The organism is Agrobacterium sp. P15N1-A (assembly GCF_044626815.1).
Classification (GTDB): Bacteria; Pseudomonadota; Alphaproteobacteria; order Rhizobiales; family Rhizobiaceae; genus Agrobacterium; species Agrobacterium leguminum.
Genome location: NZ_JBIUPF010000002.1, coordinates 200,297 through 214,728 on the forward strand (window position 1 = coordinate 200,297; position 14,432 = coordinate 214,728).

Sequence of the window (14,432 nt, forward strand, 5' to 3'; positions counted from 1 at the left end):
TGACTACCTCTCTTACTTCTTACGCTGATGGCGCGAGCGCATGATGAACTTGTCGGTCGACTTGTTCGAACGGGTGCGCTTGCCCTTCGTGGGCTTGCCCCACGGAGTAACCGGGTGGCGACCACCCGACGTGCGACCTTCACCACCACCGTGCGGGTGGTCGACCGGGTTCATGACGACGCCGCGAACGTGCGGACGCTTGCCGCGCCAACGGGAACGACCGGCCTTGCCGTCGTTGATGTTGGCGTGGTCCGAGTTCGAAACAGCACCGATCGATGCGAGGCAGGAGCCGTGCACTAGACGCTGTTCGCCCGAGTTGAGACGCAGGATGGCCATGCCGGCATCGCGGCCGACGAGCTGGACATACGTACCGGCGGAGCGAGCGATCTGACCGCCCTTGCCCGGCTTCATCTCGACGTTATGGATGATCGAACCGACCGGAATGTACTGAAGCGGCATGGTGTTGCCGGGCTTCACGTCCACTGCCTTGTCGGAGGCGATCACCTTGTCACCGGCAGCGAGACGCTGTGGCGCGAGAATGTAAGCCTGTTCGCCGTCGGTATACGTAACCAGCGCGATGAACGCGGTGCGGTTGGGGTCGTATTCCAGACGCTCAACGGTGCCTTCTACGTCGAACTTGCGACGCTTGAAGTCAACCAGACGGTAGGTCCGCTTGTGACCGCCACCCTGGAAACGGACGGTGATCCGGCCCTGGTTGTTACGGCCACCCTTGGAGCTGAGGCCCTGGGTGAGAGCCTTTACCGGCTTGCCCTTGTAGAGCGAAGCGCGGTCCACGATAACCAGCTGGCGCTGGCTCGGCGTGGTCGGATTGAAACTTTTCAATGCCATTTTCTTGTTCCCTTTTGGGTCTTTGCCCGCTTGGGCCTAACCTTTAGAGTCCGGTGGACACGTCGATGGATTGACCTTCGGCGAGCGTGACGACGGCTTTCTTGACGTCCTTCAGCTTACCGGCGAATCCACGGAAACGACGGGTCTTACCCTTGCGGATAAGCGTGTTCACAGCCGTGACTTTGACGCCGAAGAGAGCTTCCACGGCAGCCTTGATTTCAGGCTTGGAAGCATTCTTGGCGACGTTGAATACGACCTGGTTCTGTTCGGATACCAGCGTCGACTTTTCCGTGATCGAAGGAGATACGATCACATCGTAGTGGCGAAGATCCGTCATTTGAACCGCTCCTCCAGAGCCTCTACAGCAGCCTTGGAAAGCACCAGCTTGCCACGGCGCAGGATGTCGTAAACATTGATGCCCTGAACCGGCAGAACGTCCACGTTCGGGATGTTCTGAGCAGCGAGCTTGAAGTTGCCATCAAGTTCGGCGCCGCCGATAACGAGAGCGTTGGTCAGGCCAAGCGAAGCGAAGCTGCCCAGCAGAGCCTTGGTCTTTGCTTCGGACGCGACGAGCTGATCGACGATGATCAGTTCTTCAGCCTTCAGCTTTGCAGACAGGGCGTGACGCAGAGCGAGCGCACGAACCTTCTTCGGAAGATCGTGTGCATGGCTGCGAACGACCGGGCCGTGGGCCTTGCCGCCGCCGCGGAACTGCGGTGCGCGAGCCGAATGGTGACGAGCGCGGCCCGTACCCTTCTGCTTGTACATCTTCGCGCCGGTGCGGGAAACTTCCGACCGGTTCTTGGACTTGTGGGTTCCCTGCTGCTTCTTTGCAAGCTGCCAGCGAACCATGCGGGCCAGGATGTCCTGGCGGGGGTCGAGGCCGAAGATCTCATCCGACAGAGAAACCTTGCCGGCGTCTTTTCCCTCGAGGGTCTTGACGTTCAATTCCATGATAAGGCTCCCTTACTTCGCAGCCGACTTGACGGCGTCGCGGACGATGATCCAGGAACCCTTCGAGCCGGGAACTGCACCCTTCACGAGGATGAGGCCACGGTCTTCATCGGTCGAAACGACTTCGAGGTTCTGGGTCGTAACGCGCGTCTGGCCCATATGACCAGCCATGCGCTTGCCCTTCCAGACGCGGCCCGGATCCTGGTTGTTACCGGTCGAACCATGTGCACGGTGCGATACGGAGTTACCGTGCGAAGCGCGGCCACCACCGAAGTTGTGTCGCTTCATAGCACCGGCAAAACCTTTACCGATCGTGGTTCCAGTGACGTCGACCAGCTGGCCGGACTGAAAATGATTTGCGGTCAGTGTTGCACCGATGTCGATCAGGTTCTCGGGGGAAACCCGGAACTCGACGAGCTTGGCTTTCGGTTCGACATTGGCAGCGGCAAAATGACCGCGAAGCGCCTTCGTCGTGTTCTTGACCTTGGACTGGCCGGCACCGAGCTGAACTGCGGTGTAGCCATTCTTGTCTTCCGTGCGCTGGGCAACGACTTGTACGTTATCCAGTCGCAATACTGTTACGGGGATATGTTCACCTGCGTCGTTATAGACGCGTGTCATACCCACTTTCTGTGCAATCACACCTGAACGCATTGGTTCATCCTCTTGCGAGCCTTGAAGGGAAAACCCTCTCTGGCCTTTGTTAAGGAGTGCCCTTCGACATCTCACGATGTTTCCGGTCTCCGGTTTGGAAGTCGTTGGATTACTCCACGTACCTTCCTTGTTATTGGCCCTCACCCAAAAGTGAGGTCCGGCCTTGTTACTTCAGCCCTCACCTTTAATGGATCAGGCCGGGTCTCAGAGCTTGATTTCCACGTCAACGCCAGCAGCGAGGTCGAGCTTCATCAGAGCATCGACAGTCTGCGGGGTGGGGTCAACGATATCGAGAAGACGCTTGTGCGTCCGCATTTCGAACTGTTCACGGCTCTTCTTGTCAACGTGAGGAGAGCGGTTGACGGTAAACTTTTCGATGCGAGTGGGGAGCGGAACCGGGCCGCGAACGCTGGCGCCGGTGCGCTTTGCGGTCGACACGATTTCACGGGTAGAGGCATCGAGGATCCGGTGATCGAACGCCTTGAGGCGGATACGGATATTCTGGCCGTTCATTCGTCTTGTCCTTGTTCTTTGTTATTCGTTTCCGCACGCGGAAACACATGAACTTCTATTGATCGTGGCGCCGCAGATTTTCAAAAATCGAGAGAAATGCGCTGTCGCATCCCAATCATTTCAGTTGTCTGTATTGCTAAAACACCGCGTTTCGCAATCGCTTGCGAATCCAGCGGTGAGTGTGAGTGCGCGTTTACGCGCTTTCACCGAATTTTTCAAGCACTAAAAATGCAACGCCGCCAGGCTTTTTACCAAAAGTCCGGCGGCGGTGTTGTTCACACCGCCGCCAGTCAGAATTTCAAAGGTCGAAATTACTCGACGATCGAGGCAACGATGCCTGCGCCGACGGTACGGCCGCCTTCGCGGATAGCGAAGCGCAGCTTTTCTTCCATCGCGATCGGAACGATCAGCTCGACGTCAACGGTGACGTTGTCGCCAGGCATAACCATTTCCGTGCCTTCCGGAAGCGTAACGATGCCCGTTACGTCCGTCGTGCGGAAGTAGAACTGCGGACGGTAGTTCGTAAAGAACGGCGTATGACGGCCGCCTTCTTCCTTCGTCAGGATGTAGGCTTCAGCCTTGAACTTCTTGTGCGGCTTGACCGAACCCGGCTTGCACAGGATCTGACCACGCTCGACGCCGTCACGGTTAACACCGCGAACGAGAGCACCGATGTTGTCGCCGGCCTGGCCCTGGTCGAGCAGCTTGCGGAACATTTCAACGCCGGTAACAGTCGTCTTCGAGGTCGGACGGATGCCGACGATTTCGACTTCTTCGCCAACCTTGACGATACCGCGCTCAACGCGACCCGTCACAACCGTACCACGGCCCGAGATCGAGAACACGTCTTCGATCGGCATCAGGAACGGCTGGTCGATCGGACGCTCAGGCGTCGGGATGTAGGCGTCAACCGCAGCCATCAGCTCGCGGATCGCGTCTTCACCGATCTTCTTGTCGGAATCTTCAAGAGCGGCAAGAGCCGAACCCTTGATGATCGGGATATCGTCGCCCGGGAAGTCGTAGGACGACAGAAGTTCGCGAACTTCAAGCTCGACGAGCTCGAGAAGCTCGGCGTCGTCAACCTGGTCGACCTTGTTGAGGAACACGACGATCGCCGGAACGCCAACCTGACGGGCAAGCAGGATGTGCTCGCGGGTCTGCGGCATCGGGCCGTCGGCAGCCGAGCAAACCAGGATCGCGCCGTCCATCTGGGCAGCACCGGTGATCATGTTCTTCACGTAGTCGGCGTGGCCGGGGCAGTCGACGTGCGCGTAGTGACGGGCAGGCGTTTCGTATTCGACGTGTGCCGTCGAAATCGTGATACCACGGGCCTTTTCTTCAGGCGCGGCGTCGATCTGGTCATACGCCTTGAATTCGCCGAAGAACTTCGTGATCGCTGCCGTCAGCGACGTCTTGCCATGGTCAACGTGACCGATCGTGCCAATGTTGACGTGCGGCTTATTGCGCTCAAACTTGCTCTTTGCCATTAGTGGCTCTCCATTCTTGTCCCTTGACGGGAATAATCTTCAAAATTCGGTGGGGCGTACCCCGATCACTTCTGACCGGAGTACTTAGCCTGGATTTCCTGCGCCACGTTCGACGGAACCGGCGAATAGTGGTCGAACGTCATCGAGTACTGTGCACGGCCTTGGCTCATGGAGCGCAGGTTGTCGACGTACTTGAACATGTTCGCGAGCGGAACATGCGCGTTGATGACGACGGCGATACCACGGCTTTCCTGGCCCTGGATCTGACCACGACGGGAGTTCAGGTCGCCGATAACGTCACCGACATAGTCTTCCGGCGTTACGACTTCGACCTTCATCATCGGCTCGAGAAGCTGTGCGCCAGCCTTCTTCGCTGCTTCACGGAAGCAGGCACGCGATGCGATTTCGAAGGCGAGAACCGACGAGTCAACATCGTGGAATGCACCGTCGACCAGCGTCGCCTTGACGCCGAGCATCGGGAAGCCAGCGAGCGGACCGGAAGACAGAACGCTTTCGATACCCTTCTGAACGCCCGGGATGTATTCCTTCGGAACAGCACCGCCGACGATCTTGGACTCGAACTTGAAGTCTTCGCCTTCGGGGTTCGGTTCGAAGATGATCTTGACGCGCGCGAACTGACCGGTACCACCGGACTGCTTCTTGTGCGTGTAGTCTTCTTCGTGCTGACGCGTGATGGTTTCGCGGTAGGCAACCTGCGGAGCGCCGACGGTTGCTTCAACCTTGAACTCGCGACGCATACGGTCAACGAGAATGTCGAGGTGAAGTTCGCCCATGCCCGCGATGATCGTCTGACCGGACTCTTCGTCGGTCTTGACGCGGAACGAAGGATCTTCAGCAGCCAGACGGTTGAGCGCGAGGCCCATCTTTTCCTGGTCGCCCTTGGTCTTCGGCTCGATCGCGATCTGGATGACCGGCTCGGGGAATTCCATGCGCTCGAGGATAACCGGCTTCAGCGGATCGCAGAGCGTATCGCCAGTCGTGGTTTCCTTGAGGCCAGCCAGAGCAACGATGTCGCCGGCAAAGGCTTCTTCGATGTCTTCACGGCTGTTGGAGTGCATCTGCAGCATACGGCCGACGCGCTCGCGCTTGTCCTTGACCGTGTTGATGACGGACGTACCCTTTTCGAGCTTGCCCGAGTAGATGCGTGCGAAGGTCAGCGAACCGACGAAGGGGTCGTTCATGATCTTGAACGCGAGCATGGAAAGCGGCTCGCTGTCGTCGGCATGACGCTCGATTTCGGCTTCGGTCTTGAAGTCGATACCCTTGATCGCTGGAATGTCCAGCGGAGAAGGCAGGTAGTCGACAACTGCGTCGAGAAGCGGCTGAACGCCCTTGTTCTTGAACGCGGTACCGCAGAACATCGGGTGGAACTTCACGTCGATGGTGCCGCGGCGAACGAGCGCACGGATCTTGTCGTTGTCGGGCATGATGCCGTTCAGGTAGTCTTCCATCGCTTCTTCGTCGATCTCGACAACGGTCTCGATCAGCTTTTCGCGATATTCGTCAGCCTTGGCCTTCATGTCTTCCGGGATTTCGACGACGTCCCACTGAGCGCCGAGCGATTCGTCGCGCCAGATGAGTGCGTTCATCTCGATCAGGTCGATAACGCCCTTGAACTCGGTCTCAGCGCCGATCGGCAGCTGCATGACAACGGCGATGGCGCCGAGACGGGTCTTGATCATTTCTACCGAGCGGTAGAAGTCAGCACCGGTCTTGTCCATCTTGTTGCAGAAGATCATGCGCGGAACATGATACTTCTCGGCCTGACGCCAGACGGTTTCCGTCTGCGGCTCAACACCGGCGTTGGCATCGAGCAGCGCGATGGCGCCGTCGAGAACGCGCAGCGAACGCTCGACTTCAATGGTGAAGTCGACGTGGCCGGGGGTGTCGATGATGTTGAAGCGGCGCATCTTGCCGTCGCGACCCTTCCAGAAGGTCGTGGTGGCAGCGGAGGTGATGGTGATACCACGCTCCTGCTCCTGCTCCATCCAGTCCATCGTGGCAGCGCCATCGTGAACTTCGCCGATCTTGTGCGACTTACCGGTGTAATAAAGGATACGCTCGGTGGTCGTCGTCTTGCCGGCGTCGATATGCGCCATGATACCGAAATTGCGGTAGTCTTCGATTTTATATTCGCGAGCCATAATGGACTGCCTTTCGATATGCGACCGGTTAAGATTACCAGCGGTAATGCGAGAATGCGCGGTTGGCGTCGGCCATCTTGTGCGTGTCTTCGCGCTTCTTGACAGCGGAACCGCGGTTGTTCGCAGCGTCCATGAGTTCGCCGGAAAGGCGATCGACCATGGTCGTTTCGTTGCGCTTGCGGGCAGCCGTGATCAGCCAGCGGATAGCGAGGGCCTGACGGCGCTCGGGACGAACGTCGACGGGAACCTGATACGTGGCACCACCAACGCGGCGCGAACGCACTTCAACGTGCGGAGCAACGTTGTCGAGGGCGGAGTGGAACACGCCGAGCGGCTCCTGCTTCGTCTTGCCCTGAACGACGTCGAACGCGCCGTAAACGATGCTTTCTGCGACCGACTTCTTGCCGTGAAGCATGATGGCGTTCATGAACTTGGTGACGACCAGATCGCCGAACTTCGGGTCCGGGTTGATCTCACGCTTTTCTGCACTATGGCGACGGGACATATTCTTTGTCTCTCAATGTTATTGACGCTAAACCACGCGGAGAACCTCGCGCAGCGCCGGAATTTGTTGAAACCCGAATTACTTCGGACGCTTCGCACCGTACTTGGAGCGGCGCTGCTTGCGGTTCTTGACGCCCTGGGTATCGAGAACACCGCGGATGATGTGGTAACGCACGCCCGGCAAGTCCTTTACGCGGCCGCCGCGGATCATGACCACGGAGTGTTCCTGAAGGTTGTGACCTTCGCCCGGAATGTAGCCGATGACTTCGAAGCCGTTGGTGAGGCGGATCTTGGCAACCTTACGCAGAGCCGAGTTCGGCTTCTTCGGGGTCGTCGTGTAAACGCGGGTGCAAACACCACGCTTCTGCGGGTTTTCCTGAAGAGCAGGAACCTTGTTGCGCTTTACCTGTGCCTGGCGAGGCTTGCGGATCAGCTGGTTTACGGTAGGCATATAACCATCCCTTGCAAAAACTACTTTAGCCACCCTCACGGGTGGCGGCTATGCCGTTGCCGGCGACGATGCACGCATATATCCTCATGCGCAAAACGTGGCCCGATCCGTTTTCACGGATGGACCACCAAGAGCAGAGGACACCGGATGAGGCGTCTTGCGTGCAACATTCGTGTCTTCTACGTGCAATGGAGACCCGTTTGAGATGATGTTCGGGAAAAAGGTTACCGAACGGCCAGCACCCACAGAGGCTCCGATGGCGGGCGTACTACTGTTTTAGCCAGCTTTCGTCAAGGGTGAATCCACATTTTGCGCCGCCACCCATGGCCGCAAAGCCCACGTCCGGGCCATTTCCAACCCGCTTTAACATAAGTCGGCACGGAAGGCAGCGATTTTGACCTCCGCGCTTTGGCTTTTCATAAAATCCGTCTATTGATTCCCCATGGCGGGCCGGAGCGGCTTCGCCATGGGCGGGACCGATTCCCTCGGCCCGCATCACAGCAACGACAGATCAAGGAACCGCGTCATGAGCACCCTCCCCGACAACGACAACGGACGCGACGAGCCGATGGTCTTCATCGTCATCGGCAAGGCCTATGAGACCGACAATTCCGAGGGCATCGACATCCACGTCATCCTGCGGGCACCGGACGACGATACCGCCGTGCGCGAAACGCTGAATGCCCTTTCCGAGGAAGGTTTCATCGAAGCCGATCTCGACCAGATCGGCATGCTGACCGAGATCCCCGATGAAGAGCCGCACGCCTCCGCCTATCAGGGCGCGCTCGAAGGCGAAGTCGCCATCATCCGCTTCGCCTGAGGCGCAGGTCCGTGGCGGTAAGACGTGTCGTCGCCAACATCGCAACGCCCGACCCCGCTCGGGTTCAGGCGTTCTATGGCGATATTCTCGGCATGAACGTCGCCATGGACCACGGCTGGATACTGACCTATGCCAGTCCGCTCGAAGCCAGGGCGCAGGTCAGCTTCGCAAGCGAAGGCGGCTCCGGCGCGGCAGTGCCGGACCTTTCCATCGAGGTCGATAATTTCGAAGAGGTCCACGAAAGAATCCTGAAAGCGGGCTTGCCGATCGACTATGGCCCGGTTACCGAGGCCTGGGGCGTGCGCCGGCTGTTTCTGCGCGATCCCTTTGGCAAATTGGTCAATATATTAAGTCACTCATAGATTATATACTTTGAATACAATAGTATTATTTGATTATACGTTGAACAATACCGGAATATGATGTTTAAATACGCCCGACACAAGATTCCAGTGACGGGTTGAATACTATATTGTCGGCAGACATTATCGATGACATTTATGAGGCAGCGCTTTTCCCCGATCGTTGGGCACAGGTCATAGCCGCCATCGGCCACCGGCTGGATTTCTGGGGTGGCGCCCTTACCTGGGGCAAGGGTGAAGAAGAAGCCTGGCTTTACACGCCCAATTTCCAGGAGCTGATGCAGGCCTTCATGGATGGCGGCTGGAACCGCCGAAACGACCGCCTGACCCGCGCAATCCGTGAGGGGCAATTTTCCTTCGTGCAGGATTTCGATGTTTTTACCCATGATGAATGGGCGGGACTGCCGATCGTGCGCGATTTCCTCATGCCGCGCGGCCTGGGATATGGCGCGGCCACCCAGGTTGCCCCGCCCGACCATCCGGCAATGACAGTGCTTTTCGAACGCAAGCTCGATAGCGGCGTCATCGGGCCGGAAACCATGGCGGCGCTGGGCCGGCTGAGGCCGCATATTGCCCGCAGCCTCACGCTGGCAACCCGCTTGCAGCGGCAGAAAGCCGATGCCATGACGCTTGGACTGAACGCCATCGGGGCGCCGGCGGCGGTGCTTCAGGCGAGCGGCCGTGTGCTTTCGGCAAACGACATGTTTCTCTCCCTCAGGAAATGTATTTCCACCCGCGCCCACGACAGGCTCGTGATCTCCGACGAAAGAGTGAACCGGCTGCTCTATAAGGCGCTTGCCGGGCATAATATCGGCTCGTTCCCGCTGCCGACCGGCGAAGATCGCTCCTGCATCCTGCACGTCATACCGTTGCGCAGGAACGCACTGGATCTGTCCCCGAAAGGCTGCGCCATCGTGCTGATATCGCAACCCATGGGCACCGTCGCCGACGCGACCTCACTGCTGAAGGGGCTTTACGACCTCACCAGAGGCGAGGCCCGTGTGGCGCTGGAAATCATGAAGGGGCTTTCGCTTCCCGCCGTGGCGAAGCAGTTGCAGATTTCCCACGAAACGGTGCGCAGCAACGCCAAGTCGATCTATGCGAAGACCGGCAGCACCGGCCAGACCGATCTCGTTCGCCGGCTCTCCGTCCTGACCCGTTATAACATCCGCGAACAGGGCTGACCCCGCCGCACGTGGCTGGAGACACCGGCCGACCGCAAAAGCGACAGCCCCTATTCCGCACAAACAAAAACGCCCGGATTGCTCCGGGCGTTTTGTTCTGAACTTTGGCGGGGCTTCGCAAAGCCCCTGCCCTTCCCGCCTTATTCGGCGGCCGGAGCCTGGTCCGTCATGTCCTGCAGCATCTGGTTCGCAGAACCTGCACCGGTGCCCTTGCGGCGTTCCTCGAGAATGAGGTCGTCGCGCGACGTGGCGATGCGGCGGATCTGCGTCATGGTGCCGCCAGTACCGGCCGGGATGAGACGGCCGACGATGACGTTTTCCTTGAGGCCCTGCAGCGTGTCCGTCTTGCCGGCGATCGCAGCTTCCGTGAGAACCTTGGTGGTTTCCTGGAAGGATGCGGCCGAGATGAAGGACGGCGTCTGCAGCGAAGCCTTGGTGATGCCGAGCAAGACAGGATCGCCGTAAGCCGGCTTCTTGCCCTCTTCGATCAGACGGTCATTCATGTCGTCCAGCTCGATACGGTCGACATTGTCGCCGACGATATACTGGCTGTCACCAGCATCGGTGATCTCGACCTTCTGCAGCATCTGGCGAACGATCACTTCGATGTGCTTGTCGTTGATCACAACGCCCTGCAGACGGTAGACTTCCTGGATTTCGTTCACGAGGTAGGAAGCCAGAGCCTCCACGCCCTTGATCGCCAGAATGTCGTGCGGTGCCGGGTTACCGTCGAGGATGTATTCACCCTTTTCGATATAGTCGCCTTCCTGAAGATGGAAGGGCTTGCCCTTCGGGATCAGGTATTCGACCGGCTCGACGCCGTCTTCCGCAGGCTCGATCATCACGCGACGCTTGTTCTTGTAGTCGCGGCCGAGACGGATCGTACCATCGATCTCAGCGATGATGGCGTGGTCCTTCGGACGACGGGCTTCGAACAGTTCGGCAACGCGCGGCAGACCGCCGGTGATGTCCTTCGTCTTGGCGCTTTCCAGCGGCGAACGTGCAAGCACGTCACCCTGGGAGACCTTCGCACCCGGCTCGACCGACAGGATGGCGTCGACCGACAGCTGGAAGCGGGCTTCGCCACCACGGGCAAGCTTCGCAACCGCACCGGAAGCGTCCTTGATGACGATAGCAGGCTTGAGGTCCGAACCGCGCGGCGTCGAACGCCAGTCAATGACCTGACGCTTGGTGATGCCGGTGGATTCGTCGGTCGCTTCCAGAACGGAGAGACCATCGACGAGGTCTTCGAAGTGAACGGTACCTTCCACTTCCGTCATCATCGGACGGGTGTAGGGGTCCCACTCTGCAAGACGCTGACCGCGCTTAACCTTGTCGCCATCGTCCACGAAGATCTTCGAACCGTAGGCCACACGCTGCGTGGAACGTTCCGCGCCACGCTCATCGAGGATCGTAACGGACATGTTACGGCCCATGGCGATGAGAACGCCTTCGGAGTTCCGCAGGATGTTGCGGTTCTTGATCTGGATCGTGCCTTCATACGAGGCTTCGAGGAACGACTGGTCGACCACGTTTGCCGTACCGCCAAGGTGGAACGTACGCATGGTGAGCTGCGTGCCCGGTTCACCGATAGACTGTGCGGCGATGACGCCGACGGCTTCGCCCATGTTGACAGGCGTACCGCGTGCAAGGTCGCGACCGTAGCAGACGCCGCAGACGCCGATCTGCACTTCGCAGGTAAGCGCCGAGCGGATGCGGACGGACTGGATGCCAGCCTTTTCGATGGTCGCAACGTCGGCTTCGTCGATCAGCGTTCCAGCCTTGACGATGTTCTCGCCGGTGACCGGATTGTCGATGTCATCCAGAGCCGTACGGCCGAGGATACGCGCGCCGAGCGAGGCAACGACCTGACCGGCATCGACGATGGCGGTCATGGTGAGGCCCTTGTCGGTGCCGCAATCCCTGGAGTTGACGATGCAATCCTGCGCGACGTCGACGAGACGACGGGTCAGGTAACCCGAGTTCGCCGTCTTCAGGGCGGTGTCTGCAAGACCCTTACGGGCACCGTGGGTCGAGTTGAAGTACTCGTTAACGGTCAGGCCTTCCTTGAAGTTCGAGATGATCGGCGTCTCGATGATTTCACCCGACGGCTTCGCCATCAGGCCGCGCATGCCGCCCAGCTGACGCATCTGGTTCGGAGAACCACGAGCACCCGAGTGGGACATCATGTAGATGGAGTTCATCGGCTTCTGGCGGCCCGTTTCCGGATCGAACTCGACAGCCTTGATGCGTGCCATCATTTCTTCGGCGACCTTTTCGGTTGCCTTGCCCCAGGCGTCGACAACCTTGTTGTACTTTTCGCCCTGGGTGATGAGACCATCATTATACTGCTGTTCGTATTCCTTCACGAGAGCTTCGGTGTCGCCGACGATCTTCACCTTGCTGTCCGGAATGACCATGTCGTCCTTGCCGAACGAAATGCCGGCGCGGCAGGCGTGGGCAAAGCCGAGCTGCATGATGCGGTCGCAGAAGATGACCGTGTCTTTCTGGCCGCAATGACGGTAGACCGTGTCGATCATCTTGGAGATGTTCTTCTTGGTCATTTCCTGGTTGCAGACGTCGAAAGGCACGTTGACGTTCTTCGGCAGAAGTTCGCCAATCAGCATACGGCCAGGGGTCGTTTCATGGATTTTCGAAACCGGCTTGCCGTCGGCATCCACGGTCTTGAAGCGGCCGCGGATCTTGGCATGCAGCGTCACGACCTTGTTTTCAAGCGCGTGATGCAGCTCACCGATATCCGAGAAGGCCATGCCTTCGCCCGGCTCGTTCTGGTTCATGATCGACAGGTAATAGAGGCCGAGAACCATGTCCTGCGACGGAACGATGATCGGATGACCGTTCGCCGGATGCAGGATGTTGTTGGTCGACATCATCAGCACGCGTGCTTCCAGCTGGGCTTCCAGCGAAAGCGGCACGTGGACAGCCATCTGGTCACCGTCGAAGTCAGCGTTGAAGGCCGTGCAGACGAGCGGGTGCAGCTGAATGGCCTTGCCTTCGACCAGCATGGGTTCGAAAGCCTGGATACCCAGACGGTGCAGCGTCGGTGCGCGGTTCAGAAGAACCGGATGCTCGCGGATGACCTCGTCGAGGATATCCCAGACCTCAGGCTTTTCCTTTTCAACCAGCTTCTTGGCCTGCTTGACGGTCGAGGAGTAACCCTTGGCGTCGAGGCGGGCGTAGATGAACGGCTTGAACAGTTCGAGCGCCATCTTCTTCGGCAGACCGCACTGGTGCAGCTTCAGTTCCGGACCGGTCACGATGACCGAACGACCGGAATAGTCGACGCGCTTGCCGAGAAGGTTCTGGCGGAAGCGGCCCTGCTTGCCCTTGAGCATGTCGGAGAGCGACTTCAGCGGACGCTTGTTGGCACCGGTGATGACGCGACCGCGACGGCCGTTGTCGAACAGCGCATCGACGGATTCCTGCAACATACGCTTTTCGTTGCGGATGATGATGCCAGGTGCGCGAAGCTCGATCAGGCGCTTCAGACGGTTGTTACGGTTGATGACGCGGCGATAGAGATCGTTGAGATCGGACGTCGCGAAACGGCCGCCATCCAGCGGAACCAGCGGACGCAGGTCCGGCGGAATGACCGGAACGACCTTCATGATCATCCATTCAGGACGGTTACCCGACTCCATGAAGTTCTCGACGATCTTCAGGCGCTTCATCAGCTTCTTCTGCTTGAGATCAGACGTGGTCTCAGCAAGTTCGGCACGCAGGTCGCCGGCGATCTTTTCGAGGTTCATCGAAGCCAGCATCTCGTAGATGGCTTCAGCGCCGATCATGGCGGTGAACTGGTCTTCGCCGAACTCGTCAACGGCGATCATGTACTCTTCTTCGGACAGAAGCTGGTTCTGCTTCAGCGAAGTGAGGCCAGGCTCGGTGACGATGTAGTTCTCGAAATAAAGAACGCGTTCGACATCCTTCAGCGTCATGTCGAGCAGGGTCGAGATACGCGAGGGAAGCGACTTCAGGAACCAGATGTGGGCAACCGGCGCTGCGAGCTCGATATGGCCCATGCGCTCACGGCGAACGCGCGACAGCGTGACTTCGACGCCGCACTTTTCGCAGATGATGCCCTTGTACTTCATGCGCTTGTACTTGCCGCACAGGCACTCATAGTCCTTGATCGGTCCGAAGATACGCGCGCAGAAAAGGCCGTCGCGTTCCGGCTTGAACGTACGGTAGTTGATGGTTTCCGGCTTCTTGATCTCGCCGTAGGACCACGACAGGATTTTTTCCGGCGAAGCAATCGAAATCCGGATGGAATCGAAATGCTGCGCAGGCACCTGAGGATTGAAAAGATTCATGACCTCTTGGTTCATGCCTTGTCTCCTTGAGAGGCTAGCTGCTGCCCCTGTTTGCATCCGGACCGGTTTCTTCCCGGGTCGCCGTCCAGAGCTTTAAATACGGATTAACCGCACAATGCGGCGAAAGTGTCCCCCGCCAGCCGCGCTGACGGGAA

At 58.7% G+C, this 14,432-nt stretch carries 13 protein-coding genes; 3 read left to right on the plus strand and 10 right to left on the minus strand.

What is annotated here, in order from left to right; translation table 11 throughout:
• Window positions 1-12 precede the first annotated feature (12 nt).
• The 9 genes from rplB to rpsL form a co-directional block, all read right to left on the minus strand.
• Window positions 13-849, minus strand: a complete 837-nt coding sequence (gene rplB, locus ACIK7D_RS08910; RefSeq protein WP_003521004.1) for a 50S ribosomal protein L2 — start codon at window positions 847-849, stop codon at window positions 13-15.
• Window positions 850-892: 43 nt separating this feature from the next.
• Window positions 893-1,186, minus strand: coding sequence for a 50S ribosomal protein L23 (locus ACIK7D_RS08915; protein ID WP_003521003.1), 294 nt, complete (start codon window positions 1,184-1,186; stop codon window positions 893-895).
• Window positions 1,183-1,803: a 50S ribosomal protein L4 gene (gene rplD, locus ACIK7D_RS08920; RefSeq protein ID WP_003495173.1), complete on the minus strand. Its 621-nt coding sequence runs from the start codon at window positions 1,801-1,803 to the stop codon at window positions 1,183-1,185. Before rplD ends, ACIK7D_RS08915 begins: the two co-directional genes overlap by 4 nt.
• 12 nt (window positions 1,804-1,815) lie before the next feature.
• A complete protein-coding gene (rplC, locus tag ACIK7D_RS08925) occupies window positions 1,816-2,457 on the minus strand; it encodes a 50S ribosomal protein L3 (protein WP_003507769.1) in 642 nt (213 codons plus the stop codon).
• A gap of 204 nt (window positions 2,458-2,661) precedes the next feature.
• The gene (rpsJ, locus tag ACIK7D_RS08930; RefSeq protein WP_003507767.1) at window positions 2,662-2,970 is read right to left on the minus strand and encodes a 30S ribosomal protein S10; all 309 of its coding nucleotides are present in this window, start codon (window positions 2,968-2,970) and stop codon (window positions 2,662-2,664) included.
• A 311-nt stretch (window positions 2,971-3,281) separates the two neighbouring features.
• Window positions 3,282-4,457, minus strand: a complete 1,176-nt coding sequence (gene tuf, locus ACIK7D_RS08935) for an elongation factor Tu (RefSeq protein WP_003525183.1) — start codon at window positions 4,455-4,457, stop codon at window positions 3,282-3,284.
• Between the two features lie 65 nt (window positions 4,458-4,522).
• Window positions 4,523-6,622 (minus strand): elongation factor G, encoded by a 2,100-nt coding sequence (fusA, locus tag ACIK7D_RS08940; RefSeq protein WP_003523732.1) that lies wholly within the window; start codon window positions 6,620-6,622, stop codon window positions 4,523-4,525.
• A 34-nt stretch (window positions 6,623-6,656) separates the two neighbouring features.
• Entirely contained in the window at window positions 6,657-7,127 is a 471-nt protein-coding gene (gene rpsG, locus ACIK7D_RS08945; RefSeq protein ID WP_003507761.1) for a 30S ribosomal protein S7, read from the minus strand.
• Between the two features lie 78 nt (window positions 7,128-7,205).
• Complete coding sequence (rpsL, locus tag ACIK7D_RS08950; protein ID WP_003507760.1) at window positions 7,206-7,577, minus strand: 30S ribosomal protein S12; 372 nt, start codon at window positions 7,575-7,577, stop codon at window positions 7,206-7,208.
• A 526-nt stretch (window positions 7,578-8,103) separates the two neighbouring features.
• Between rpsL and ACIK7D_RS08955 the strand changes: the two genes are divergently transcribed.
• The 3 genes from ACIK7D_RS08955 (at window position 8,104) to ACIK7D_RS08965 (ending at window position 9,943) form a co-directional block, all read left to right on the plus strand.
• Entirely contained in the window at window positions 8,104-8,397 is a 294-nt protein-coding gene (locus ACIK7D_RS08955; RefSeq protein ID WP_003523731.1) for a hypothetical protein, read from the plus strand.
• Between the two features lie 11 nt (window positions 8,398-8,408).
• Window positions 8,409-8,759 (plus strand): VOC family protein, encoded by a 351-nt coding sequence (locus ACIK7D_RS08960; RefSeq protein WP_400156108.1) that lies wholly within the window; start codon window positions 8,409-8,411, stop codon window positions 8,757-8,759.
• A 98-nt stretch (window positions 8,760-8,857) separates the two neighbouring features.
• On the plus strand, window positions 8,858-9,943 hold the full coding sequence (locus tag ACIK7D_RS08965) for a helix-turn-helix transcriptional regulator (RefSeq protein WP_269313819.1): 1,086 nt from the start codon (window positions 8,858-8,860) through the stop codon (window positions 9,941-9,943).
• Between the two features lie 140 nt (window positions 9,944-10,083).
• On the opposite strand, the gene rpoC is transcribed toward ACIK7D_RS08965, so the two are convergent.
• Window positions 10,084-14,292, minus strand: a complete 4,209-nt coding sequence (gene rpoC, locus ACIK7D_RS08970; protein WP_080816633.1) for a DNA-directed RNA polymerase subunit beta' — start codon at window positions 14,290-14,292, stop codon at window positions 10,084-10,086.
• Window positions 14,293-14,432 lie beyond the last annotated feature (140 nt).

What these genes read in the sequence shown, in the direction of transcription:
- rplB (WP_003521004.1), bottom strand. Translation starts at nt 849, where the DNA reads ATGGCATTGAAAAGTTTCAATCCGACCACGCCGAGCCAGCGCCAGCTG.
- ACIK7D_RS08915 (WP_003521003.1), bottom strand. Translation starts at nt 1,186, where the DNA reads ATGACGGATCTTCGCCACTACGATGTGATCGTATCTCCTTCGATCACG.
- rplD (WP_003495173.1), bottom strand. Translation starts at nt 1,803, where the DNA reads ATGGAATTGAACGTCAAGACCCTCGAGGGAAAAGACGCCGGCAAGGTT.
- rplC (WP_003507769.1), bottom strand. Translation starts at nt 2,457, where the DNA reads ATGCGTTCAGGTGTGATTGCACAGAAAGTGGGTATGACACGCGTCTAT.
- rpsJ (WP_003507767.1), bottom strand. Translation starts at nt 2,970, where the DNA reads ATGAACGGCCAGAATATCCGTATCCGCCTCAAGGCGTTCGATCACCGG.
- tuf (WP_003525183.1), bottom strand. Translation starts at nt 4,457, where the DNA reads ATGGCAAAGAGCAAGTTTGAGCGCAATAAGCCGCACGTCAACATTGGC.
- fusA (WP_003523732.1), bottom strand. Translation starts at nt 6,622, where the DNA reads ATGGCTCGCGAATATAAAATCGAAGACTACCGCAATTTCGGTATCATG.
- rpsG (WP_003507761.1), bottom strand. Translation starts at nt 7,127, where the DNA reads ATGTCCCGTCGCCATAGTGCAGAAAAGCGTGAGATCAACCCGGACCCG.
- rpsL (WP_003507760.1), bottom strand. Translation starts at nt 7,577, where the DNA reads ATGCCTACCGTAAACCAGCTGATCCGCAAGCCTCGCCAGGCACAGGTA.
- ACIK7D_RS08955 (WP_003523731.1), top strand. Translation starts at nt 8,104, where the DNA reads ATGAGCACCCTCCCCGACAACGACAACGGACGCGACGAGCCGATGGTC.
- rpoC (WP_080816633.1), bottom strand. Translation starts at nt 14,292, where the DNA reads ATGAACCAAGAGGTCATGAATCTTTTCAATCCTCAGGTGCCTGCGCAG.